The sequence below is a fragment of the Streptomyces sp. NPDC002825 genome (assembly GCF_040295385.1).
Lineage (GTDB): Bacteria > Actinomycetota > Actinomycetes > Streptomycetales > Streptomycetaceae > Streptomyces.
On the sequence record NZ_JBEOVH010000002.1, the window covers coordinates 325,827 to 346,749 of the forward strand.

A 20,923-nucleotide genomic window follows, 5' to 3' on the forward strand; every position below is an offset into this window, starting at 1 on the left:
CGGGCGCCGGGCCCGGGGGAGAACAAGTCGGGAGAACCAGGTGCGCTCATCCCTCCGCCGGACGCGGCGAACCGGTCTCGCCGCCGCTCCGCTCGTCTCGGCCCTGCTGCTCACGGGCTGCTCCTCCGTCTGGGAGGGAGCCGCCGGCGAACCCGCCGCGGCCCCCGCCCAGGAGGACGTCTTCCTCCAGCCGCTCGGAGCCCACGGCCCCGACCCCTTCACCGCCTCCACCGTCCGCAACACCGCGCCGCCCACCGCCTCGAACCGGCGGCCGGACGACGGCGCCGAGCAGGTCCGCGAGGTCACGGGCTCCACCCCCGGCCTCTACGGCGGCACCCGCGCCGTCGGCAGCTGCGACGTCGAACGGCAGGTCGCCCTCCTGGCCGCGGACAAGGTCAAGTCACGCGCCTTCGCCGAGGCCGCCGGCATCCCCGAGTCCCATGTCGCCGACTGGCTGCGCGGGCTCACCCCGGTCGCCCTGCGCGCCGACACCCGCGTCACCGACCACGGCTTCCGCGAGGGCAAGCCCCGCGCCTTCCAGGCCGTCCTGCAGACCGGTACGTCGGTCCTCGTCGACCAGTACGGCGCCCCGCGCGTCCGCTGCGCCTGCGGCAACCCGCTCCGCAGCCCCGCCGCCGAGCGCAGCGGCATCCACCAGGGCGAGCCCTGGGACGGCTTCGACCCCGACCGCGTGATCACCGTCAAACCCACCAGCACCGTCGTCACCAGCCTGGTCATCGTCAACACCACCGACCACACCTGGATCGAGCGGCAGACCGGCAGCGACGGGGCCGAGGACCGGAAGCCCGACGTGGAGCCCGCCTGCGACCCCGACAGCTGCGCCCTCACCCCCGACCCGAATGCCCCGGGCCGGCCCACCTCCCCGGACTCCGCCTCCCCGGCCGTGCCGCCGCCGCCCACCTCCCCGGACCCGAACCGGCCCGCCCCCACGAGCCCGCACCACGACGTCCCCGACCCGTCGGGCACCGGCGGCACGGGCACCGATCCGACGGCGCCGCTGGTCCCGGACCCGTCCACGGACCCGTCCACGGACCCGTACCCCGACCCGTACCCCGACCCGTACACCGAGCCCGTCCCCGACCCGTTCGCCGAAACCCCCGCCGTCCCCGACGGCGAACTGCCGCCCGACGAGCTCTTCCCGGCCGGTCCGGTGCCCGACCGGCCGGAGACCTTCCAAGGGTGAAACCGATCTTCCTGGTGCGCCCGGGCGGGGCTGCGCCTAGCGTGGCCCCATGAACGCGGGCAGCGGGGGCGGGGAGGCGATCGCGCGGCTCGGCCGTGCGCCGGTGGAGCCGGGGGCGGCCACACGGATCCTGGCCGACTACGGCTCCGCCTTCCGCATGGGCGGCTTCGACTGGGACCTGCTCACCGGCACCATGAGCATGGACGAGGCCGCCCTCGACGTCTTCGACATGGACACCGACGAGTACGACGGCCGGCCCGAGACGCTCAGCTCGCGGGTGCTGCCGGACGAGGGCCGCCGGCTCGACACCCTGGTCGCCCAGGCGCTCAAGGACGGCAGCGAGCAGTACGGCGCGTACTTCCGCATCCGCCGCCGCGACGGCAGCCACCAGTGGACCCACACCCAGGGCCTCGTCCACCGCGACGACGCCGGCCGGCCCGTCCGCATCATCGGCATCCTGCGCGACGCCACCCATGAACTCACCGAGTCCGCCGCCCGGCTCGGCCTCGACGAAGGACGCAGGAAGCGCGCCGGGGTCGTCGAGGGCACCACGGCGGCCCTCGCCTACGCCCGGACCGTGCAGGACGTCATCGACCTGCTCAACGACTCGCACGCGCTCGAACACTTCGGCGCCGCCAGCCTCGTCATGGGCCTCCTCGAAGCCGGGCGCATCCACCTGGTCGCCGAGGGGCCCGACGGCGCCTTCGTGCCGGGCACCCGGTTCACCCGCGTGGACGAGCCGTACCCGATGAGCGAGGTCATCCGGACCCTGCGCCCGCGGTTCATCGACTCCGCACGGGACTTCGCCGACTCCTACCCGGTGCTCTGGCCGCACATCAGCGGCCTCGGCATCACCGCCGCCGCCTATCTGCCGCTCATCGCCCAGGCCCGGCCCATCGGCGCGCTCGGGCTGCTCTACAGCGACAGGACCGGCTTCAGCGAGGACGAGCGGACCCTGCTCGTCGCCCTCGGCAGCAGCATCGCCCAGAGCCTCCAGCGCGCCATGCTCTACGAGCAGGAGCACGACCTCGCCGAAGGGCTCCAGCAGGCGATGCTGCCGCGCCGGATCCCCGAGGTGGCCGGCGCCCAGACCGCCGTCCGCTACCGATCCGCCCGCCTCGGCCGGGACATCGGCGGCGACTGGTACGACCTCATCGCGCTGCCCGGCGGCCGGGTCGGCTGCGTCATCGGCGACGTGCAGGGCCACGACACCCACGCGGCGGCCGTCATGGGCCAGCTGCGGATCGTGCTGCGCGCCTACGCCGCCGAGGGCCACCCCCCGGCCACCGTCATGGCCCGGGCCTCCGTCTTCCTCCACGAACTCGACACCGAACGCTTCGCCACCTGCACCTACGCGGAGGTCGACCTCGGCACCGGGGTCGTCCAGGTGGTGCGCGCCGGCCATGTCGACCCGCTGATCCGGGACGTCGACGGCCGCTGCCGCAGACTCCCGGTCGTGGGCGGCCTCCCGCTCGGGCTCTCCGCGGAGTTCGGCCGCCTCGACTATCCGGTGACCACCCTGGAGCTGGACCCCGGCCAGACGCTGATGCTCTACACCGACGGCCTCGTGGAGAAGCCCGGCGCCGACCTCGACGAGGGCCTCCAGTGGCTCTCCTCGCTCGTCCGGCGCGGCCCCGCCGACCTGCAGCACCTCGCCGACCACCTGTGCGACGTCGTCGCCGACCGGGGCGGCGAGGACGACGTCGCGATCCTGCTGCTGCGCCGCCACGGCACGTACCAACCGCAGGGCACCGGCCGCTTCCAGCAGCACGTGGCCCAGAACGACCCGGAGGCGCTGAGCTCCGCCCGGCACATGATCCGGGCCGCCGTCCGGGCCTGGGGCGCGGGGGAGCGGGCCGACGAGATCGAACTGGTCGCCGACGAGCTGATGACCAACGCCCTGATGCACACCGACGGGGGAGCGATCGTGACCCTGCGGATCCTGACCGGGCCCCCACGGCGGCTGCGGGTGGAGGTCGAGGACCGGTCCAGCGCGCTGCCCCGGCGCCGCGAGGCCGGGGACGCGGGGGTGTCCGGTCGCGGACTGCTCCTCGTCGACCGGCTCTCCGACGCGTGGGGCGTCGAGCCACGGGGCGGCGGCAAGTGCGTGTGGTGCGAGTTCACCGTGGAGCGCTGAACTTGTTAACTGAGCGTGAACTGATCGTACTTGACCGTAACTGACGGTACGCGATTGACTTCGTCCGCCACCCTTCCCGCGTAGGACACGTCGTAGAACACCGCAGCACACCGCCGGACAAGAGGACACTGTGAGCAGCGAGCTACTGGCACCCCTGGACCTGGCCTTCTGGCACCTCGAATCCACCGAACACCCCCTGCACCTCGGAGCCCTCGCCCACTTCGGCCCCCCGCCCGCCACCCCGGGAGGCGAACCGGCCGACCTCCTCGGACTCCTCGCCCGCCGCGCCGCCGCCGTCCCCCGGCTCCGGATGCGCGTCCGCGACGTCCTCTTCCCCGTCGGCGGCGCCGCCTGGAGCGCGGACCCCGACTTCGACGTACGACGGCACGTCCACGAGATCACCCTCCCCGGCACCGACTTCCCCGCCGAGACCGCCCGGCTCGCCGCCGAACTCATGGAACGCCCCGTCGCCCGCGGCCTGCCGCCCTGGGAGATGTACCTGCTCAGCGGCGCCCCCGACGGCTCCTTCGCCGTCCTCGTCAAACTCCACCACGCCCTCGCCGACGGCATGCGGGCCGTCGCCATCGGCGCCGGCATCTTCGACGAGATCGCCGCCGGGCGACGGCCCTCCCGCCGCGCCCGCCCCGTGCCCCCGCGCTCCTGGCTCCCCGGCCCCGGCCGCCTCCTCGGCATCGCCCGGGACCGCCTGGGCGACCTCGGACGGGCCGTCGAGGTAGGCGCCTCGGTCGTCGGCTCCTCCGTCGCACGCGCCGGCCACCTCGACCCGCGCCCCACCGGCCCGCTCGCCGCCGAGTCCAGCGGCACGCGCCGGATCGCCACCGCCACCCTGCCCCTCGACCGCGTCCACCGGATCCGCCGCACCACCGGCGGCACCGCCAACGACGTCCTCCTCGCCCTCGTCGCCGGCGCCCTGCGCCGCTGGTTCGACGGACGCGAGCTGCCCGTGCCCGGTGCCGACCCCCGGGCCCTCGTCCCCGTCTCCCGCCGCCGCCCCGGCGGCCCCGCCGGACCCGGGAACAGCCTCTCCGGCTACCTCCTCGACCTGCCCGTCAGCGAACCCGACCCCGCCGCCCGGCTCGCCGCCGTCCGGAACGCCATGGACCGCAACAAGGCCGCCGGACCCTCCCGGGGAGCGGGTGCCGTCGCCCTCCTCGCCGACCAGCTGCACCCGCTCGCCCACCGCTTCGGCGCCCCCCTCGCCGCCGGAGCCGCCCGGCTCCTCTTCGACCTCCTGGTCACCCAGGTACCGCTGCCCCGCTCGGCGCTCTCCCTCGGCGGCGCCCCGCTGCGCGCGCTCTTCCCCATGGCCCCCCTCGCCCGCGGCCAGTCCCTCGCCGTCGCCATGTCCCCGTACGGCGGCCGGGTCCACATCGGCCTCGTCGCCGACGGCGAGGCCGTCCCCGACCTCGCCGCCCTCGCCGCCGCGCTCACCGCCGAACTCGACCTCCTCGACCCGCCGGAGGCTACGGCGCGCACGTAGTGCCGGGACGGACCCTCGTGAGCGAGACCAGGTACGCCTCGACCTTCTCGTTCACGCAGGCGTCACGGCCGTACCCGGTGTGTCCGGGGGCGTCGAAGGAGAGCAGCATGCCGCCGGGGAACTGGCGCGCCAGGCTCACCGCCTCGTCGTACGGCGTTGCCGGATCGCCCTCCGTGCCCACGACGAGGACCGGCGGAACGCCCGCCGCCCGCACCCGGTGCGGCCGCTGGGCGCCGGCCGGCCAGTCCTTGCAGACCAGTTCGCTCGTCACCCCGGACGTGCCGTACACCCCCGCGGCCTCGTCGGCGGTGGCCAGCGCGTCCCAGTAGGCCTGCGCGTCGCGCGGGTGGGGGACGTCGAGGCAGTTGACGGCGATGAGGGCGGCCTCGCTGTTGTCCTCGGGGACGTCGTCGGCGGGGGATGCGGGGGAGCCGTCCTCGGAGCCGGAGCCGGAGCCGGAGCCGGAGCCGGAGCCGGAGCCGGAGCCGGAGCCGGAGCCGGAGTCGGAGTCCGAATCGGAGCCGGAGCCGGAGCCGGAGTCCGAGTCCGAATCGGAGCCGGAGTCCGAGCCGCTGCCCGGGCCCCCGGCCCCTTCGGCGTCGGAGTCCGCGTCCGCGTCCGGGGCCTCCTCCTCGCCCGCCGCCAGGGCCGCCAGCTTCGTCCCGTCCCCGCCCTCCGCCGCGCGCAGCGCCTCCGAAAGGCCCTCCCACTGCGCCTCCGGCGTGTACATCGACAGGCTGAGCGCGTCGACCAGGCCCGCCGTGTCGAGACCGTCCTCGGAGCCGTCGACCGTCAGCGGCTCGCGCCGCGTGGATGCGAGGAGCCGGTCGATCAGGGCACGTATCTCCTCGGGCGACCCGCCGGGGCAGCCCTCGCCGACCACCTCGGCGCAGGACTCGGCGTAGGTGTCGACCGCGTCCCGGAACCCCTTCGACTGGCCGAGTACGCGCTGCCGCCAGTCCAGGGACGGGTCGACCGCGCCGTCCAGGACCATCGCCCGTACGCGGCGCGGGAACTGCTCGGCGTACGAGGTGCCCAGGCTCGTGCCGTACGACCAGCCGACGTACGTCAGCCTCCGCTCGCCGAGCGCCGCCCTCAGCACGTCCATGTCCCGGGCCGCGTCCTCCGTCCCCACGTGCGGCAGCAGCGGGCCACTGGCCTTGCGGCAGGCGGCGGCCTGCGCCCGCGCGCCCGCGAGGACCTCGGCGCGCTCGGCGTCCGTGCGGGGATGCAGCGGCGTCCCGCCCCCGGCCTCGGTCCCGTCGGTGCGGCAGGTCAGGGCCGGCTTGCTCCCGCCGACCCCGCGCGGGTCGAAGGACACGACGTCGAACCGCTCGCGCACGCCCCGGCCGATCTCGTCGGCGACACCGTCCCGGACGAGCTTCGCACCGGGCTCGCCCGGGCCGCCGGGGTTGAGGACGAGCGAGCCGACGCGCTTGCCCGGGAGCGCGGTGGCCGCCTTCGCCACCGGCAGCACGAAGGTCTTGCCGTCGCCGGGGCGGGAGTAGTCCCTGGGCACGGTGAGCGTGGCGCACTGGACGTCGCCGCAGGTCCGCCAGACGAGCTTCTGGCCGTAGAAGCGCCGCAGCTCGGGACGGGCGGCCGGGTCGACGGGGGAGGCCGAGGCGCGGGGCCGGCTGCCGTCCTCGCCGGGCCCGGCCGTGCAGGAGGCCAGGGAGGTGGTGCCGAGGACGGCGAGGGCGAGGACGAGGGCCCGGCGGCGGGCGGTCGAGCGGAACACGGAAACTCCCCTGAGTGGTCGGACCCGGGAAGGATCACTCAGGGATGCTGAGGATTTGCTGAGGACGGGATCCCCGGTCAGCCGGAGGCCGGCAGCCGCAGCACGAACCGGGCCCCGCCCGCCGCCGACCGCCCCGCCGTGAGGCTGCCGCCGTGCGCGTGCGCCACCCAGGAGGCGATGGACAGACCGAGGCCGGTGGACCCCGCTCCGCTGCGGAACCGTTCGAACAGCGCGCCCGCCACCTCCGGCGGCAGGCCCGGCCCCGCGTCCTCGACCGTCAGCGTTCCGTCACGGCCGACCGTGAGGAGCACGTCCGCGGGGACGCCCGGCGCGTGGCCGTGCGCGAGCGCGTTGTCCAGCAGGTTCCCCACGGCCCGGCGTACGAGATCGGGGTCGGCGACCACGACCGTCTCCTCGGCCTCGACCCGGACGCGACGGCCCTCGGCGTCGGACTCCTGGACCACGGCCTCCACCAGCTGGTCCAGCCGCAGCGGCTGCCGCGCCACCGCCGCCGTACCGGACATCAGACGGGCCCGGGTGAGGAGCCCGTCGACGAGCCGGCCCATCCCCTCCGCGAGACGCAGCGTGCGCCGGTGCACGTCCGCGCTGTCGGTCTCGCCGCGCAGCGCCGTCTCGGCGAGCGTGCGGAGCGAGGCGGCCGGGGTCCGCAGATCGTGCGCGGCGTCGGCGAGGAACGCCTCCTGCCGGTCGAGCGCGGTGAGCGCGGGCCGGACGGACCGGCCCGACAGGACGTGACCGACCGCCGCCGACAGCAGGACGAGCACCGCGCAGCCGCCCGTCACCACCCAGACGAGCCGCCGGTGGTCGTCCCGGGGGCCGCGCGCGTCGGCCACGGTCACGAGCGCGCCCTGCGGCGCCTCGTCGTCGGCCGCCTCCGGCGCGTAGAAGGGCTGCGCAAGCACGCGGACCGGCTCACCGCCCGTCGTCCGCCCGTCGAAGGCCCGTACGCCGTCGGCCCGGACCGCCGCGCGGCCCGCGCCCAGGACCACCTGCCGGCTCACGGTCAGACACGGCTTCGCGGGCGCGTGCTCGACCGTCAGCGCGGCCGGGTCGTCCGGGTCCACGAGGAGCACGGTCAGCGGCGGGCACGCGGTGTCCACCGAGTCCGCCAGGACGTCCAGCACGAGCCGGCCGTCCTCGTCGGTGTCCAGGAGGCCGAGGGCCCAGCTGGTGTCCGCGTCCATCGTGTGATCGAGCTGCTCCCGCCAGCGGCCGCTGTCGCTGTGCACGGCCAGCACGGCCATCGCGATCAGCCCCACGGCGCTGGTCAGCGCGAACAGCAGACTGATCCTCCGGCGCAGCCGCAGCACCCGGTCCTTCGGCGTGAGCGGCCGCGACGCGCGTCTCATCGCGGGTCTTCGTGCGAGAGCCGGTAGCCGACCCCGCGCACGGTGTGGATCAGCGGCGGCTCCCCGAGCTTGCGGCGGAGCTGGGAGACGAGGACCTCCAGGACGTTCGACTGCGGTTCGGCCATCTCGTCCCAGCAGCTCTCGATCAGCTCGGCGCGGGGGACCGCCTGGTCGGCGCGGGCCGCCAGGACCTCCAGGACCGCGAACTCGCGGCTCGTGAGCGTGAGGAGCACCCCGGCCCGGCGGACGTGCCGGCGGGCGGTGTCGATCTCCAGGTCGCCGATGTGGTGCACCGGCGGGCGTACGACCGCGGAGCGGCGGCACAGGCTGCGCACCCGGGCGACCAGCTCGGGCACGGCGAACGGCTTGACGAGGTAGTCGTCCCCGCCGCTCGCGAAGCCCTCCACCCGGTCCGCCACGGTGTCCCGCGCGGTCAGGAACAGGACCGGCACGTGACGCCCGGAGCGCCGCAGCCCCTCGACGTAGGCGGCGGCGTCTCCGGACGGCAGCATCCGGTCGAAGACCGCGCAGTCGTACGCCGTGACGAACAGGGCCTCGTCGGCCCGGGGCAGATCGGCGGCCTCGTCGACGGCGAGCCCGGCGGCCCGCAGAGCGGCGGCCACCCCGAACCGGAGATCTTCGTCGTCCTCGACCAGCAGTACACGCACGCCGGACACCCTAAACGGTGTCCGGCGCGCGTCCCGATCCCCGGTGCGGCAGGGTGGAGCCATGCCCGAACTCCCCGAGGTGGAAGCGCTCCGCGCCTTCCTCGACACGCACCTGGTGGGCAAGGAGATCGCCCGCGTCCTGCCCGTCGCGATCAGCGTCCTCAAGACGTACGACCCGCCCCTGAACGCCGTCGAGGGTGCCGAGTTCACCGCCGTGGGCCGGCACGGGAAGTTCCTCGACCTCACCACCAGTGGCGCCGCGGGCGAGCTCCACCTCCTGATCCACCTGGCCCGCGCCGGCTGGCTCCGCTGGCAGGACCCGCTGCCCTCGGGACCGCCGAGACCGGGCAAGGGCCCGCTGGCGCTGCGTACCGCCCTCACCGGAGGCGACGGCTTCGACCTCACCGAGGCCGGCACCACCAAACGCCTCGCCGTCCACCTGGTGCACGACCCCCAGGACGTGCCGGGCGTCGCCCGCCTCGGCCCCGACCCGCTCGCGGAGGACTTCGGCCCCGAGGAGTTCGCCGCCCTGCTCGCCGGGGAACGGCGCCAGATCAAGGGCGCCCTGCGCGACCAGAGTCTCATCGCCGGCATCGGCAACGCCTACAGCGACGAGATCCTGCACGTCGCGAAGATGTCCCCGTTCAAACCCACGCAGAACCTCACCCCGGAGGAGACCGCCGCCCTGTACACGGCGATGCGCACCACCCTCCACGACGCCGTCGAACGCTCCCACGGCCTCGCCGCCGGCAGGCTCAAGGCCGAGAAGAAGCTGGGCCTGCGCGTCCACGGCCGCACCGGCGAACCCTGCCCGGTCTGCGGCGACACCATCCGCGAGGTCTCCTTCAGCGACTCGTCCCTCCAGTACTGCCCCACCTGCCAGACCGGAGGGAAGGTCCTCGCCGACCGCCGTCTGTCGAAACTCCTCAAATAGACTCCCGCGCATGCTGCGCGTACTGGCCGTCGACGACGAGGAGCCCGCCCTCGGAGAACTGCTCTACCTGCTGCGCGCCGACCCCCGGGTCCGCACCGCCGAAGGAGCGGGGGACGCCACCGCGGCCCTGCGGAGGATCGGGCGCGCCCTGGAGACCGGCCCCGGCGGCGACGACGGCATCGACGTCGTCTTCCTCGACATCCACATGCCCGGACTGACCGGCCTGGACGTCGCCCGGCTGCTCGCGGGCTTCGTCCGGCCCCCGCACATCGTCTTCGTCACCGCCCACGAGGGCTTCGCGCTCCAGGCCTTCGACCTGAAGGCGGTCGACTACGTCCTCAAGCCGGTCCGCCGCGAGCGCCTCGCCGAGGCCGTGCGCCGTGTCCACGAGCTCGTCCACGCCACCGCCGCGCCGGCCGCGCCGGCGGCATCCGAGCAGATCCCCGTCGAACTCGGCGGCGTGACCCGGTTCGTCCCCGTCGACGAGATCGCGTACGTCGAGGCCCACGGCGACTACGCCCGCCTCCACACCGACCAGGGCAGCCACCTCGTCCGCATCCCGATCTCCACCCTGGAGGAGCGCTGGGCCTCCCGGGGCTTCGTCCGCATCCACCGCAGCCACCTCGTGGCCCTCGGCCGCATCGACGAACTCCGGCTCGACTCCGGCGCCATGTCGGTACGGATCGGCGACACCGACCTGGCCGTCAGCCGCCGCCACGCCCGCCACCTGCGGGACCTCCTGATGCGCAGGGCCGGCGGCTGACCCCGTACCCCTACCGGCGCCGCACCCCCTCTGCTTAGACTCCACGGGTTCAGGAGCCAGTCAGAGAGCGGACGCCGATGCCGGAGCAGCAACCCCCGCGCAGGCCCCGGCGCGAGACCGTCACCTACGCCTCCGCCCACGGCCCTGGAGCCGTGCCCGTGCCCGCCGCGCGGCGCCCCGCCCACCCGCCGGCCCGCTCCGAGATCGACGAGCAGACCACCCTCGGCCACACCTACGTCCGCTCCCTGATGCGCAGTCAGCTCCGCGCCGCCCTCACCGCGCTGGGCGCCCTGGCCCTGCTCGTCGGCTCGCTGCCGCTGCTGCTCGCGCTGCCCGCGCCCGAGGCGTTCGTCTGGGCCGCCCTCGGCTTCGGGGCGTACCCGGTCGTCTGGGCCGTCGCCCACTGGTACGTCCGCCGCGCCGAGCGCAACGAGCGCGACTTCACGGGCCTCGTCGAGACCGGCTCCGGCGAACGGTGACGTGCCCCGCGTGAACCAGACCTACGCCGTCCCCGCCGTCACCGCCGTCGTCCTCGCCACCGTCCTCATCGGCGCCCTCGGCCTGCGGATCTCCCGCACCACCTCCGACTTCTACGTAGCCTCGCGGACCGTCCGGCCGGGCCTCAACGCCGCCGCCATCAGCGGCGAGTACCTCTCGGCCGCCTCCTTCCTCGGCATCGCGGGACTCGTCCTCGTCCAGGGCCCCGCCATGCTCTGGTACCCGGTCGGCTACACCGCCGGATACCTCGTCCTGCTCGTCCTCGTCGCCGCCCCGCTGCGCCGCTCCGGGGCGTACACCCTCTCCGACTTCGCCGAGGCCCGCCTCGAATCCCCGCAGGCCCGGCGGCTCGCCAGCCTGTTCGTCGTCGGCATCGGCTGGCTGTACCTGCTGCCACAGCTCCAGGGCGCCGGACTCACCCTGGAGATCCTCACCGGCGCCCCCGACTGGGTCGGCGGGCTGCTCGTCGCCCTCGTCGTCACCGGCATCGTCGCCGCGGGCGGCATGCGCAGCATCACCTTCGTCCAGGCCTTCCAGTACTGGCTGAAGCTCACCGCCCTGCTCGTCCCCGCCCTGTTCCTGCTCGCCGCCTGGTACGGGGACGGGGCGCCCCGGGCCCGTTTCGACGCGCCCGCCGTGCTGCGCGGCCACACCGTCGTCGAGGTCGCCGACACGGTACGGATCGGGCTCGACGCCCCGCTCGCGGTCACCGTCACCGGCAGCGTCGACTCGGTCCCGTACAACGGACGGACCGTCACCCTCGCCCCCGGCGCCCATCACGTCCTGGGCGGCACCACGCTGTCCTTCCCCCGGGGGGCGGCCCTGCCCGAGAGGGCCGCCGGCGGCTCCGACCCCCTCGGCTGGTCCCAGCCGCTCGCCGGGGGCCGCGACGGGCACCAGCTGTACGCCACGTACGGACTGATCCTCGCCACCTTCCTCGGCACCATGGGCCTGCCGCACGTCGCCGTCCGCTTCTACACCAGCCCGCACGGCCGCGCCGCCCGCCGCACCACCCTCGTCGTCCTCGGACTCGTCGGCACCTTCTACCTCCTACCCGGGCTGTACGGGGCCCTCGGCCGGATCTACGCCCCCGAACTCGCCCTCACCGGCTCCGCCGACGCCGCCGTCCTCGTCCTGCCCGACCGGGTGCTCGGCGGGCTACTCGGCGACCTCCTCGGGGCGCTCCTCGCGGCCGGCGCCTTCGCCGCCTTCCTCTCCACGGCCTCCGGGCTCACCATGTCCGTCGCCGGGGTCCTCACCCAGGACGTCCTGCCCTCCCGGACGTCCGCCCGGGGCGTACGGCACTTCCGGCTCGCGACCCTGTGCGCCACCGCCGTCCCGCTCGCCGTCGGGGTCGTCGCCTCCAAGGTCCCGGTCGCCGACGCCGTCGGCCTCGCCTTCGCCGTCTCCGCCTCCTCCTTCTGTCCGCTCCTCGTCCTCGGGATCTGGTGGCGCCGGCTCACCCCGCCGGGCGCCATGGCCGGGCTCCTGCTGGGCGGCGGCTCCGCGCTCGCGGCCGTGATGGCGACCCGGGCCGGCCTCGCTCCCGCCGGCTGGCCGCACACCCTGATGGCCTGGCCCGCCGTCTGGTCGGTCCCCCTGGGCTTCCTGACGATGGTGCTCGTCTCGCTCGCCACCCCCCGCCGGATCCCGCCCGGCACCCCCGCCATCCTCGCCCGGCTCCACCTCCCGGAGGAGATCACCGGCACCGTCCCCGTCCAGGAGGTGCGCCGATGAGCGGCATCGCCCTCGCCGCCGCGGCCGCCGCCGGGGCCGTCCTCCTCGCCGCGGGCTTCGTCCTCGGCCGCCTCGCCGCCCGGCGCGGCGGCCGCACCGCCGACGCCGACCTCGGGACCCCCGTCGAACGGGCCACCTTCCACACCCTGCACACCGCCTCGCTCGCCGCGCCCCCGCTGCGCGCCGGACTCACCGAGGAGACCGCGCGCAAGGCGGCCCGCACGCTCCGCTCGCTGCTCGGCACCGAGGCGCTCTGCCTCACCGACCGGGGCGCGGTCCTCGCCTGGGACGGACCGGGCGAGGAGCACCACCGGGCGCACGTCCGCGAGCAGGCCGCCGAGACCCTGGCGACCGGCCGCAGCCGCTCCGCGCACAGCGGCTGCGAGGACCCGGCGTGCCCGCTGCGCTGGGCGGTGACCGCCCCGCTCACCGGGGAGGACGGGGTCCTCGGCGCGCTCGTCGCCTACGGCTCCCGGGAGTCGGCCGTCCTCGTACGGGCCGCGACCGAGGTCGCCCGCTGGGTCTCCGTCCAGCTGGAGCTGGCCGAACTGGACCGCTCCCGCACCCGGATCGTGGAGGCCGAGATCCGCGCCCTGCGCGCCCAGATCTCCCCGCACTTCATCTTCAACTCCCTCGCCGCCATCGCCTCGTTCGTCCGCACCGACCCGGAGCGTGCCAGGGAACTCCTCCTGGAGTTCGCCGACTTCACCCGCTACTCCTTCCGCAAGCACGGCGAGTTCGCCCAGCTCGCCGACGAACTGCGGTCCATCGAGCAGTACTTGGCGCTCGCCGGTGCCCGCTTCGGCGACCGGCTGAAGGTGACCCTGCAGATCGCCCCCGAGGTGCTCCCGGTGACCCTTCCGTTCCTCTGCCTCCAGCCGCTCGTGGAGAACGCCGTCAAGCACGGCCTGCAGGACCGGGAGCGGGGCTGCCGGGTCACGATCGCCGCCCGGGACGCGGGCGCCGAGGCGGTGGTGACCGTCGAGGACGACGGCATCGGCATGGACCCGGAGCGGCTGCGCGCCGTCCTGCGCGGAGAGCACCCGGCGGGCTCCGGCATCGGCCTGTCCAATGTGGACGAGCGGCTGCGCCAGGTGTACGGGGCGGAGCACGGCCTCGTCATCGAGACGGGGGTCGGCGCGGGCATGAAGGTGACGGTACGCGTCCCCAAGTACCGCCCGGGTGTGCATCCTTCGGCACCGTAGCCGCCGTCAGCGCAGGTGCAGGGAGAGGTGCGCGAGCGGGAGACCGAGCTTCCAGGCGGGGAGCCAGATCTGCTCGGTCTCGTCGACCGGGCTCTCGGGGCCGGTCCGGCCGTCGAGGTCGGCGGCGCGGATCCAGGTGTCCCGCAGCCGCTGCCAGGCGGTCCGCGCCAGCGCCAGGTCGGGGCCTTCGCCGCCCGCCGCCCGGGCGGCGAGCCGCTCCTCGACCCAGGGCGGCCAGGGGCGGTCGTACGCCGTGTGCCGCAGCCACTCGTCGACCCGGCAGGCGGCCCACCCGCCGGCCGGTCCGTCCGGTTCCTCGGCGAGGTGGACGGTGAGGGCGAGGGCCTGGAGGCCGGCCCGGTACTCCAGGGAGCCGGGGGCCACCAGCGCGGCGGCCCGCAGCACCTCGTCGGCCAGGTACTCGGCGCACAGCCAGGCCATCGGGACGGCCAGGCCGCCGCCGCTGGTACCGCCGGCGCCGTTCGTGCTCTCGGGCAGCAACGCTCCCACCTTCTCCCGGACGTGGAGGGCCCCGGACGTCAGGGGCCCGGGGGAGAGCCTCCTCCGTGAAGGGCCCCCGCGGGTCCCGCTTTGCTCAACTCGCCCGTGTGGTTTCGGATACGTTTCCCGGCCGGATCGGTACGGCTGAGATTCCTGATGCCAAGCGGGTCGAGGGTGGCGGGAGGGGCGGGGGAGCGGCCCTGCCTAGCCCAGGAGCGCGTAGACGGCGGTCGCGTGGGCCGCGGTCTCCTCCGTGCCGTCGGCCGTCATGGTGATGTCGGCGAAGGCCATCCGCTTCCCCGCCTTGGTGAGCCGCGCCCGTACGAGGACGTCGGCGCCGATCACCGCGCGCTGGAAGCTGATGGACTGCTGGACGGTGGTCATCGGCACGAAGCCGCCCCGGGCCGCGGCGACCGCGATCACCGTCGCGGTGTCGGCCGCGGCCATCAGGGCCTGGCCGGAGAGGCCACCGCCCTCCCGGGCGAGCCGGTCGGACCAGGGGAGCCGGAGTACGGCCTCGTGTCCGTCGGCCGAGTCGACGGACTCGACGGTCAGTCCCAGATCGAGCACCCAGGGGGCGAAGTTGTCGGCGAGGACCTGTTCGGCGGCGGTGAGTGTCAGCGTCACGGCGTCATTGTGGGGCCCCGGCGCGGACCCGGGCAACGGTCCCGCGGCGCGGCCGGTAGCCGGGCAGGGAGCGGCCCAGCTGCCGCAGCGCGTAGTGCGAGCGGGACTTGACGGTCCCGGCGGGGATCCCGAGCTCGACGGCGGCCTCGTTGACGGTGAGGCCGTGGAAGTAGAGCCGGACGAGCACCGCGCGGTGCTCGGGGCTCAGCTCCCGCACGGCCGCCCGTACGTCGAGCGCGGCCTCGGCCGAGGCGGTGGCGTCGGCGGGGTCGGGCGTCACCGCGAGGACGCCGTCGCCGATCTCGGCGGGCCGGGCGAGGCGTGAGCGGCGGGCGTCGATCGCGAGGCGGCGGGCCACGGTGAAGAGCCAGGGGCGCATCGAGGTGTAGGGGCCGTCGAAGGCCTCGGGGTGGAGCCAGGCCCTTACCAGGGTCTCCTGGGCGAGGTCCTCGGCCCGCTGCCGGTCCCCGTGGGTCAGGGAGAGCAGGAAGGAGAGGAGCGCGGGGCCGTGGTCCCGCTGCAGTTCCTCCAGGGTCCGCTCGTCGGTCGTCGCCTTCGTCGCCGTCGTCATGCTGCCCGCCTCTCCCGCGGCTCGTCGTCCGGGGCGTATACGAGCGCATCCGGACGGCGGGGGACAGGGAACGGACAACGGTCTGCGACGAACGGTCGCACCGAGCGGCGAATGGCACGCCGAACGGTCGGACGGAGCCGGTGCGTCCGTTTCAGCGCGGTTCGTCGGCTCATGCGGCCTTGACCCTTGACTGCGGCTTTCTCAGGAGCTCAATTCGTCAGAACAGATGTTCATCACATGAATCGGGCGGAGTGCCGTACATGACCTCACGCACCAGACCCGCGGGGGCGGCCGCGCTCGCCGCGCTCGTGCTCGCGGCGGCGACCGGCTGTGCCGGCGGGACCGGCCCGTCCGGAGGCGCCCCCACCCCGGGGGCCACGACCGGTGCCGGGGCCGCGAGCGGGGCGGCTCGCACCGCCGCACCGTCCGCCGCAGCCGGCGGAGCCTCCGCGGCCGCCGGCTTCACCCTCGTCGCCTCCGGAGACGTCCTCCCGCACGACTCGATCATCCGGCGGGCCGCCGAGGACGCGGACGAGACCGGCTACGACTTCGGCCCCATGTTCTCCGCCGCCAAGCCCATCGTCTCCCGCGCCGACCTGGCCATCTGCCACATGGAGACCGTGTACGGCGAGAAGGGCGGCCCCTACACCGGCTACCCCGCCTTCAAGTCGCCACCCGAGATCGCCGCCGCGCTCAGGGCCACCGGCTACGACTCCTGCTCCACCGCCTCCAACCACACCCTCGACGACGGGGCGGCGGGCCTCGGCCGCACCCTCGACGCGCTCGACAAGGCCGGCGTCCGGCACGCCGGCTCCGCCCGTACGGCCGAGGAGGCGGCACGGCCCACCCTGCTCAAGGCCGGCGGCGCCACCGTCGCCCAGCTCGCCTACACCTACGGCACCAACGGCTACCCGCTGCCCGACGGGCGGCCCTGGGCCGTCAACCTGCTCGACGAGAACAAGGTCATCGCCGACGCCCGCGCCGCCCGCGCCGCCGGAGCCGACGTCGTCGTGGTCAGCGTCCACTGGGGCAGCGAGTGGCAGACCGAGCCCGACGGGCGGCAGCTCTCCCTCGGCCGCGCCCTGACCGCCTCGCAGAGCGGCGGCCGCCCGGACATCGACCTGGTGATCGGCACCCATGCGCACGTCCCCCAGGCCTACGAGAAGGTCAACGGCACCTGGATCATCTACGGGATGGGCGACCAGATCGCCGGCGACATGATCAACCACGAGGGCGCCTACGACGCGCGCGGCAACATGAGCAGCATCGGCCGCTTCACCTTCGCCCCGCCCAGGACCGCCGGCGGGCGCTGGGAGGTCACCAAGGCGGAGTTCCTCCCCCAGTGGTTCGACAACGCGCACGGCCGGGTCGTGAACCTCGTCGCCGCGGAGGGCGGGGACGCGCGCGAGACCGAGATCCGCGACACGATCCGACAGGTCGTCCTCGGCCGTGGCGCGGACAAGGACGGCCTGGTGATGGGGCGGTAGCGCCCTTCCGCGGCAGGCGGGCCGGTCACGTACGGACGGCGACCGGGCCCAGGACGGTGACGGGGCGCGGGCCGGTCACGGCATGCGGCCGACGGGCCGTCGGACGGTTCACGGTACGACCGTGACCGGCCAGCGGCCCGCCTTCACCAGACGGACGGCGACCGAGCCGATGAAGCGGTGGCCCGCCGACTCCGAGGCGCCCACGACCACGGCGTCCGCCGTCAGCTCCTCCGCCGCCTGCACGAGGCCCGCGTAGGCGTCGCCGCGGAAGGTGTGGAACTCCCACCGGATCCGCCACAGGTCCTTCACCCGCTCAGCGGACGTCCGGATCTCCGCGACGAGCTCCTCGGCGATCTCCTCGGTGGTCCCGGTCACGGGCGCGCCCAGCGCCACGCCGGCCGGGATCACCGGCTGCACGTACACGAGCGCGAGCAGGGCGTTCTGGCGCCGGGCGAGCCCGGCCGCGTACGCCGCGGCGCGCAGGGAGGAGGCGGAGCCGTCCACCCCGGCCATGATCACTTTCGGGCCGTCGGTGCCGCGTTCGAACCGGCCGGGCTGCTGTTCGCTCACCCTTCGAGGCTATCGGCTCATCGGGTGTTTTCGGGCAGGCGCCCGGTGTCGTTGAGCCGCCCGGACCCTCCCCCGTAGGGACCATTGGTCATGAAAAAGGATCAGATGCCCAGCACGCGCCGGGCGGTGCTGCGCCTTGCCGCCGCGCTCGGGGCCACCGCCACCGTCGGAGTATTCGCGGCGGACCGGTTCGGCGCCCCCGACGCGCCCCCCGACGCCGCCTCCCCGCCCCGGGGCGCGCCCGGCACGCCCGGCACGGGCCACGCGGCCCCGCCCGCCGGCCCGCGGACACACGCCGCGCGGCTGAGCCCCTCCGCGTACCGGCTCCAGCCCATGACCTCGTACGCGCCCCCGGCCTTCCGGCGCGCGGTGCCGCCGGTGCGCCACCGGCCCTTCCTCAGCATGTCCGGCGTCGGCCGCTCGATGGTGCTGACCTTCGACGACGGCCCCGACCCCCGGTACACCCCCGGCATCCTGGAGACCCTGCGCCGGTACGACTGCCGGGCGATGTTCTTCGTCTGCGGCGAGATGGCCGTGGAGAACCAGGACCTCCTGCGCGAGATGGACGCGGACGGCCACATCGTCGGCAACCACACCTGGTCCCACCCCCTCGTCCCCAGACTGCGGCCCTCCCGGATCCGCGACGAGCTCGGCTCCACCAGCGAGATCATCGAGCGGGTCCTCGGCACGCCCCCGCTCTGGTACCGCGCGCCCTACGGCGCCTGGAACCGGCTCTCCTTCGAGATCGGCGCCGAACTCGGCATGGAGCCGCTCGCCTGGACCGTCGACACCCTCGACTGGAAGGAGCCCGGCACCGACTCCATCGTCCGCCGCGTCCTGGACGGCGCCGCGCCCGGCGTCGTCGTCCTCTCCCACGACGCCGGCGGCAACCGCTCCCAGAGCGTGGCCGCACTCCGCCGCTATCTGCCCCAACTCCTCGACGACGGCTACCGGATCACCGTCCCCCGGCGCTGACCCCTCGGGTACGCGCCAAGGGCCCCGGCACCTGGTGCCGGGGCCCTTGGGTGTGCGGCCGGCTAGCGGGACCCGACCATGCGCGCGTAGACGACGACGTTCCCGTCGTACCCCCGCGCGCGCGTGTAGCCGCCGCCGCAGGTGATCACCCGCAGCTCCGGCTCGCCGTTGTCGGCGTACACCTGCACCCCGGGGAAGTTGTCCTTGGCGTACACCTCGACGCCGTAGATCTCGAAGACCGCCACCCGGCCGTCGTACCGCTCGACCTCGATGTGCTGGCCCTTCTGGAGGGAGCCGAGGCCGTAGAAGACCGCCGGACCCTTCGTGTTGTCGACGTGGCCCACGATGACGGAGGTGCCGCGCTGGCCGGGCGCGATTCCGTTCTGGTACCAGCCGGCGAGGTTGGGATCCTCCGGGGGCGGGGCCGCCACCCAGCCGCTCTCGTCCAGGCCCACGTCCATGATGGGGGCCGCCACCTGGATCGCCGGGATCTTGATGCGGGACGCGGGGGCGTAGGGCAGCGGTTCGAGACCCGTACTGGCGGCTGGCGGCGGGGCCACCGGGCGTGCCACCGGCCGGGCCGCCGCGGCGGGCTGCGGCGGCCCCTGGGCGATGTCCACGCCGTTGCGCATCATCGCGAGCCCGGACAGCATGGCGAGGGCCAGGACGCCCCAGGGTTGGCGTCTCCTGCGCTCGAAGACGCGGAAGTCCTTCGGGGGCATGGTTCTCCCTTCTCGGCGTCGTCAGAACGGTAAGGGCGGTCGCACGGGCCGTCGCGCCGGACGGCGCGAACGGGTGGGGGCCGCCGCCGGACGTGTGTCCGGGCCCCGGGCACGGGGACATACGGCGGCGCGCCTCGGCGAAGGGGTCGCGCCGGGCAGGTGGGTGACAGTCCGGCTGACCCATCCGAGTAATCGTCAGATAAGCACCCCGGACCGCTCTGACCTGCGCTTCCGTCGCCTCAGAGGGACTCGTCCCCGGCGTGTCGGCTCACCGGGGTGGCCCAGTGCCGACATGCACGGCTCGCACCGGTTTGTGATGGTTCGTCATGGAAGGCGCACTCGTCGAAACTTCCGGAGCACCGCTTCGGGGCGTCTTCCACTGGAGGTTCAACCATGCGTGCTGCACGCACTCTGGCGGTGACGGCGACCGCGCTCGCGGCGCTCGGACTCGCGGCCCCCCTCGCCACCGCCACCAACGGGCCCAGCAGCGTGACCGTCAGCCCTTTCCAGGCCGAGCGGGGCGGAGACAACTCCAACGGCGTCACGGTGTCCCCCTTCGCGGTCCACCAGGGCGCGCTCCTCACGATCACCGTCCGCGGCTGCGCCGGTGGCACGGTCACGTCCAACGCCTTCGCGACGGCCACGCTGCCCGCCGCCGTGAACGGGGTGTCCACCGTCACCGTCCGCATCTTCAACAACGCCACGCCCGGCCAGTACAACCTGGCCGTCCAGTGCAACGGCCGTACGCTCACGCAGTCGTTCCGGGTCATCCCCGGCCAGGGCGCGGCCGGCGGTCTCGGCGGTTCGATGGCCCCGAGCTCCACCGAGATGGCGGTCGGCGGTTCGCTCGTCGCCGCGGCCGCGCTCGGCGGCGGTCTCTTCATCGCCCGCCGCCGGCGTGTGACCGGCGCAGGAGTCTGACCGGCCGAACCTCCCGGTCGGCCCGCTGTGCCCGTCGCCCCCGAGTCCCTGCCGGGACCCGGGGGCGACGGGCGTCCTGGGACGCGGCGCGCCGCTCCGGGCCATGGCGTCCGCTCAGTGACGCCGGCCGGCGCCGGAGCGGCGACGGACCGCGTAGACGCCGCCGCCGGCCGCCGCGAGGACCACCAGCGCGCCGCCGACGGCGATCTCGGTGCCGGTGGGTGCCATCGAGCCGCCCATACCGCCCCGCACCCCGCGCGGCGGAGTGAGGATCGTGGCGCTGATCGTCGGAGTGGCGGAGGGGGAACCGCTGATGGTGAGGGCGACGGTGTCCTGCACGCCGCCCGTGCAGTTGAAGAGCACCGTGTAGACGGCGCCGCGCTTGGCGTCCGCGTCCACGGTGGCGGACGCCGTCGCCCCCGGTGCGATGGTGACGGTGTCGAAGATGCCGGCCGAGGCCGTCGCCGTACTGGCGCAGCCGGGGGCGCTCAGCGTCAGCCGGCCGCCCGGGGCGACGACCGAGGGCGACACGACGAAATCGCCCGGTGCCTTGGCCCTGGGTGCCCGCGGGGCGGTCGCGGGAGCACCGTCCGCCGCGAGGGCGGCGGGGGCGGCCAGGGCGATGGCGGCCGCCCCCAACAGGGCAGTGGATGCGGCACGTATCGCGCGCATGGGGAATCCTCCGGGTCCCGAGGGGCAGCCGCGGAAGGGGGTTCCCGCGAAGGACCACGCACCTCGATGCCGGAAACGCTAGGAGCGCACTACCACAGCCGCGATCCCAGAGGTGCGAA

General features: G+C 74.8%; 20 protein-coding genes. 11 read left to right on the forward strand and 9 right to left on the reverse strand.

The genetic code is table 11. The annotated features are described in order from the left end of the window. Positions 1 to 40: 40 nt before the first annotated feature. The 3 genes from ABT041_RS03925 (at position 41) to ABT041_RS03935 (ending at position 4,842) form a co-directional block, all read left to right on the forward strand. Entirely contained in the window at positions 41 to 1,204 is a 1,164-nt protein-coding gene (locus tag ABT041_RS03925; protein WP_351178487.1) for a DUF6777 domain-containing protein, read from the forward strand. Between the two features lie 49 nt (positions 1,205 to 1,253). Next, entirely contained in the window at positions 1,254 to 3,341 is a 2,088-nt protein-coding gene (locus ABT041_RS03930) for a SpoIIE family protein phosphatase (protein ID WP_502976355.1), read from the forward strand. A 130-nt stretch (positions 3,342 to 3,471) separates the two neighbouring features. Continuing rightward, positions 3,472 to 4,842: a wax ester/triacylglycerol synthase family O-acyltransferase gene (locus tag ABT041_RS03935; protein ID WP_351178490.1), complete on the forward strand. Its 1,371-nt coding sequence runs from the start codon at positions 3,472 to 3,474 to the stop codon at positions 4,840 to 4,842. Here the strand turns inward: ABT041_RS03935 and ABT041_RS03940 are convergent. From ABT041_RS03940 to ABT041_RS03950, 3 genes are all read right to left on the reverse strand, one after another. Beyond that, positions 4,826 to 6,583: an alpha/beta hydrolase gene (locus ABT041_RS03940; protein ID WP_351178493.1), complete on the reverse strand. Its 1,758-nt coding sequence runs from the start codon at positions 6,581 to 6,583 to the stop codon at positions 4,826 to 4,828. The genes ABT041_RS03935 and ABT041_RS03940 overlap by 17 nt on opposite strands. 77 nt (positions 6,584 to 6,660) lie before the next feature. Next, positions 6,661 to 7,953, reverse strand: a complete 1,293-nt coding sequence (locus ABT041_RS03945; protein ID WP_351178496.1) for a sensor histidine kinase — start codon at positions 7,951 to 7,953, stop codon at positions 6,661 to 6,663. Next, the gene (locus ABT041_RS03950) at positions 7,950 to 8,621 is read right to left on the reverse strand and encodes a response regulator transcription factor (RefSeq protein WP_351178499.1); all 672 of its coding nucleotides are present in this window, start codon (positions 8,619 to 8,621) and stop codon (positions 7,950 to 7,952) included. The genes ABT041_RS03945 and ABT041_RS03950 overlap by 4 nt, the downstream gene beginning before the upstream one ends. A 61-nt stretch (positions 8,622 to 8,682) precedes the next feature. Here ABT041_RS03950 and ABT041_RS03955 point away from each other — a divergent pair, with 61 nt between their 5' ends. The 5 genes from ABT041_RS03955 (at position 8,683) to ABT041_RS03975 (ending at position 13,758) form a co-directional block, all read left to right on the forward strand. Continuing rightward, positions 8,683 to 9,555, forward strand: coding sequence for an Fpg/Nei family DNA glycosylase (locus ABT041_RS03955; RefSeq protein WP_351178502.1), 873 nt, complete (start codon positions 8,683 to 8,685; stop codon positions 9,553 to 9,555). A 10-nt stretch (positions 9,556 to 9,565) separates the two neighbouring features. Beyond that, positions 9,566 to 10,318: a LytR/AlgR family response regulator transcription factor gene (locus ABT041_RS03960; RefSeq protein WP_351178505.1), complete on the forward strand. Its 753-nt coding sequence runs from the start codon at positions 9,566 to 9,568 to the stop codon at positions 10,316 to 10,318. A 77-nt stretch (positions 10,319 to 10,395) separates the two neighbouring features. Continuing rightward, the gene (locus ABT041_RS03965; RefSeq protein ID WP_351178507.1) at positions 10,396 to 10,797 is read left to right on the forward strand and encodes a hypothetical protein; all 402 of its coding nucleotides are present in this window, start codon (positions 10,396 to 10,398) and stop codon (positions 10,795 to 10,797) included. A 10-nt stretch (positions 10,798 to 10,807) separates the two neighbouring features. Continuing rightward, positions 10,808 to 12,553, forward strand: a complete 1,746-nt coding sequence (locus ABT041_RS03970) for a sodium/solute symporter (RefSeq protein ID WP_351178510.1) — start codon at positions 10,808 to 10,810, stop codon at positions 12,551 to 12,553. Then, on the forward strand, positions 12,550 to 13,758 hold the full coding sequence (locus ABT041_RS03975; protein ID WP_351178513.1) for a sensor histidine kinase: 1,209 nt from the start codon (positions 12,550 to 12,552) through the stop codon (positions 13,756 to 13,758). The genes ABT041_RS03970 and ABT041_RS03975 overlap by 4 nt, the downstream gene beginning before the upstream one ends. Before the next feature lie 6 nt (positions 13,759 to 13,764). Here the strand turns inward: ABT041_RS03975 and ABT041_RS03980 are convergent, their stop codons facing one another. The 3 genes from ABT041_RS03980 to ABT041_RS03990 all read right to left on the reverse strand — a co-directional run bounded on the left by ABT041_RS03980 (position 13,765) and on the right by ABT041_RS03990 (position 15,457). Next, on the reverse strand, positions 13,765 to 14,259 hold the full coding sequence (locus ABT041_RS03980) for a hypothetical protein (protein WP_351178516.1): 495 nt from the start codon (positions 14,257 to 14,259) through the stop codon (positions 13,765 to 13,767). A 204-nt stretch (positions 14,260 to 14,463) separates the two neighbouring features. Beyond that, entirely contained in the window at positions 14,464 to 14,886 is a 423-nt protein-coding gene (locus tag ABT041_RS03985; protein WP_351178518.1) for a PaaI family thioesterase, read from the reverse strand. A 4-nt stretch (positions 14,887 to 14,890) separates the two neighbouring features. Then, positions 14,891 to 15,457, reverse strand: coding sequence for a sigma-70 family RNA polymerase sigma factor (locus ABT041_RS03990; protein WP_351178521.1), 567 nt, complete (start codon positions 15,455 to 15,457; stop codon positions 14,891 to 14,893). Positions 15,458 to 15,717: 260 nt separating this feature from the next. Between ABT041_RS03990 and ABT041_RS03995 the strand changes: the two genes are divergently transcribed. Beyond that, positions 15,718 to 16,944 (forward strand): CapA family protein, encoded by a 1,227-nt coding sequence (locus ABT041_RS03995; RefSeq protein WP_351178524.1) that lies wholly within the window; start codon positions 15,718 to 15,720, stop codon positions 16,942 to 16,944. Between the two features lie 108 nt (positions 16,945 to 17,052). On the opposite strand, the gene ABT041_RS04000 is transcribed toward ABT041_RS03995, so the two are convergent. Continuing rightward, positions 17,053 to 17,514 (reverse strand): universal stress protein, encoded by a 462-nt coding sequence (locus ABT041_RS04000; RefSeq protein ID WP_351178527.1) that lies wholly within the window; start codon positions 17,512 to 17,514, stop codon positions 17,053 to 17,055. A gap of 105 nt (positions 17,515 to 17,619) precedes the next feature. On the opposite strand from ABT041_RS04000, the gene ABT041_RS04005 reads away from it, so the two are divergent. Further along, positions 17,620 to 18,489, forward strand: coding sequence for a polysaccharide deacetylase family protein (locus tag ABT041_RS04005; protein WP_351178530.1), 870 nt, complete (start codon positions 17,620 to 17,622; stop codon positions 18,487 to 18,489). 62 nt (positions 18,490 to 18,551) lie between these two features. Here ABT041_RS04005 and ABT041_RS04010 read toward each other — a convergent pair whose 3' ends face one another. Then, positions 18,552 to 19,211 carry a class F sortase gene (locus ABT041_RS04010; RefSeq protein WP_351178533.1) on the reverse strand — a complete coding sequence of 220 codons (660 nt, stop codon included), beginning with the start codon at positions 19,209 to 19,211 and terminating at the stop codon, positions 18,552 to 18,554. A 393-nt stretch (positions 19,212 to 19,604) separates the two neighbouring features. Here ABT041_RS04010 and ABT041_RS04015 point away from each other — a divergent pair, with 393 nt between their 5' ends. Then, positions 19,605 to 20,132 (forward strand): hypothetical protein, encoded by a 528-nt coding sequence (locus ABT041_RS04015; RefSeq protein WP_351178536.1) that lies wholly within the window; start codon positions 19,605 to 19,607, stop codon positions 20,130 to 20,132. 114 nt (positions 20,133 to 20,246) lie between these two features. Here ABT041_RS04015 and ABT041_RS04020 read toward each other — a convergent pair whose 3' ends face one another. Then, complete coding sequence (locus tag ABT041_RS04020) at positions 20,247 to 20,804, reverse strand: hypothetical protein (RefSeq protein WP_351178539.1); 558 nt, start codon at positions 20,802 to 20,804, stop codon at positions 20,247 to 20,249. Between the last annotated feature and the right edge of the window lie 119 nt (positions 20,805 to 20,923).

Bases quoted from the DNA above. Each gene is read 5' to 3' on its own strand.
- ABT041_RS03945 (WP_351178496.1), bottom strand. From the start codon at position 7,953: ATGAGACGCGCGTCGCGGCCGCTCACGCCGAAGGACCGGGTGCTGCGG.
- ABT041_RS03955 (WP_351178502.1), top strand. From the start codon at position 8,683: ATGCCCGAACTCCCCGAGGTGGAAGCGCTCCGCGCCTTCCTCGACACG.
- ABT041_RS03960 (WP_351178505.1), top strand. From the start codon at position 9,566: ATGCTGCGCGTACTGGCCGTCGACGACGAGGAGCCCGCCCTCGGAGAA.
- ABT041_RS03995 (WP_351178524.1), top strand. From the start codon at position 15,718: ATGACCTCACGCACCAGACCCGCGGGGGCGGCCGCGCTCGCCGCGCTC.
- ABT041_RS04010 (WP_351178533.1), bottom strand. From the start codon at position 19,211: ATGCCCCCGAAGGACTTCCGCGTCTTCGAGCGCAGGAGACGCCAACCC.
- ABT041_RS04020 (WP_351178539.1), bottom strand. From the start codon at position 20,804: ATGCGCGCGATACGTGCCGCATCCACTGCCCTGTTGGGGGCGGCCGCC.
- ABT041_RS03990 (WP_351178521.1), bottom strand. From the start codon at position 15,457: ATGACGACGGCGACGAAGGCGACGACCGACGAGCGGACCCTGGAGGAA.
- ABT041_RS03930 (WP_502976355.1), top strand. From the start codon at position 1,254: ATGAACGCGGGCAGCGGGGGCGGGGAGGCGATCGCGCGGCTCGGCCGT.
- ABT041_RS04005 (WP_351178530.1), top strand. From the start codon at position 17,620: ATGCCCAGCACGCGCCGGGCGGTGCTGCGCCTTGCCGCCGCGCTCGGG.
- ABT041_RS04015 (WP_351178536.1), top strand. From the start codon at position 19,605: ATGCGTGCTGCACGCACTCTGGCGGTGACGGCGACCGCGCTCGCGGCG.
- ABT041_RS03975 (WP_351178513.1), top strand. From the start codon at position 12,550: ATGAGCGGCATCGCCCTCGCCGCCGCGGCCGCCGCCGGGGCCGTCCTC.
- ABT041_RS03965 (WP_351178507.1), top strand. From the start codon at position 10,396: ATGCCGGAGCAGCAACCCCCGCGCAGGCCCCGGCGCGAGACCGTCACC.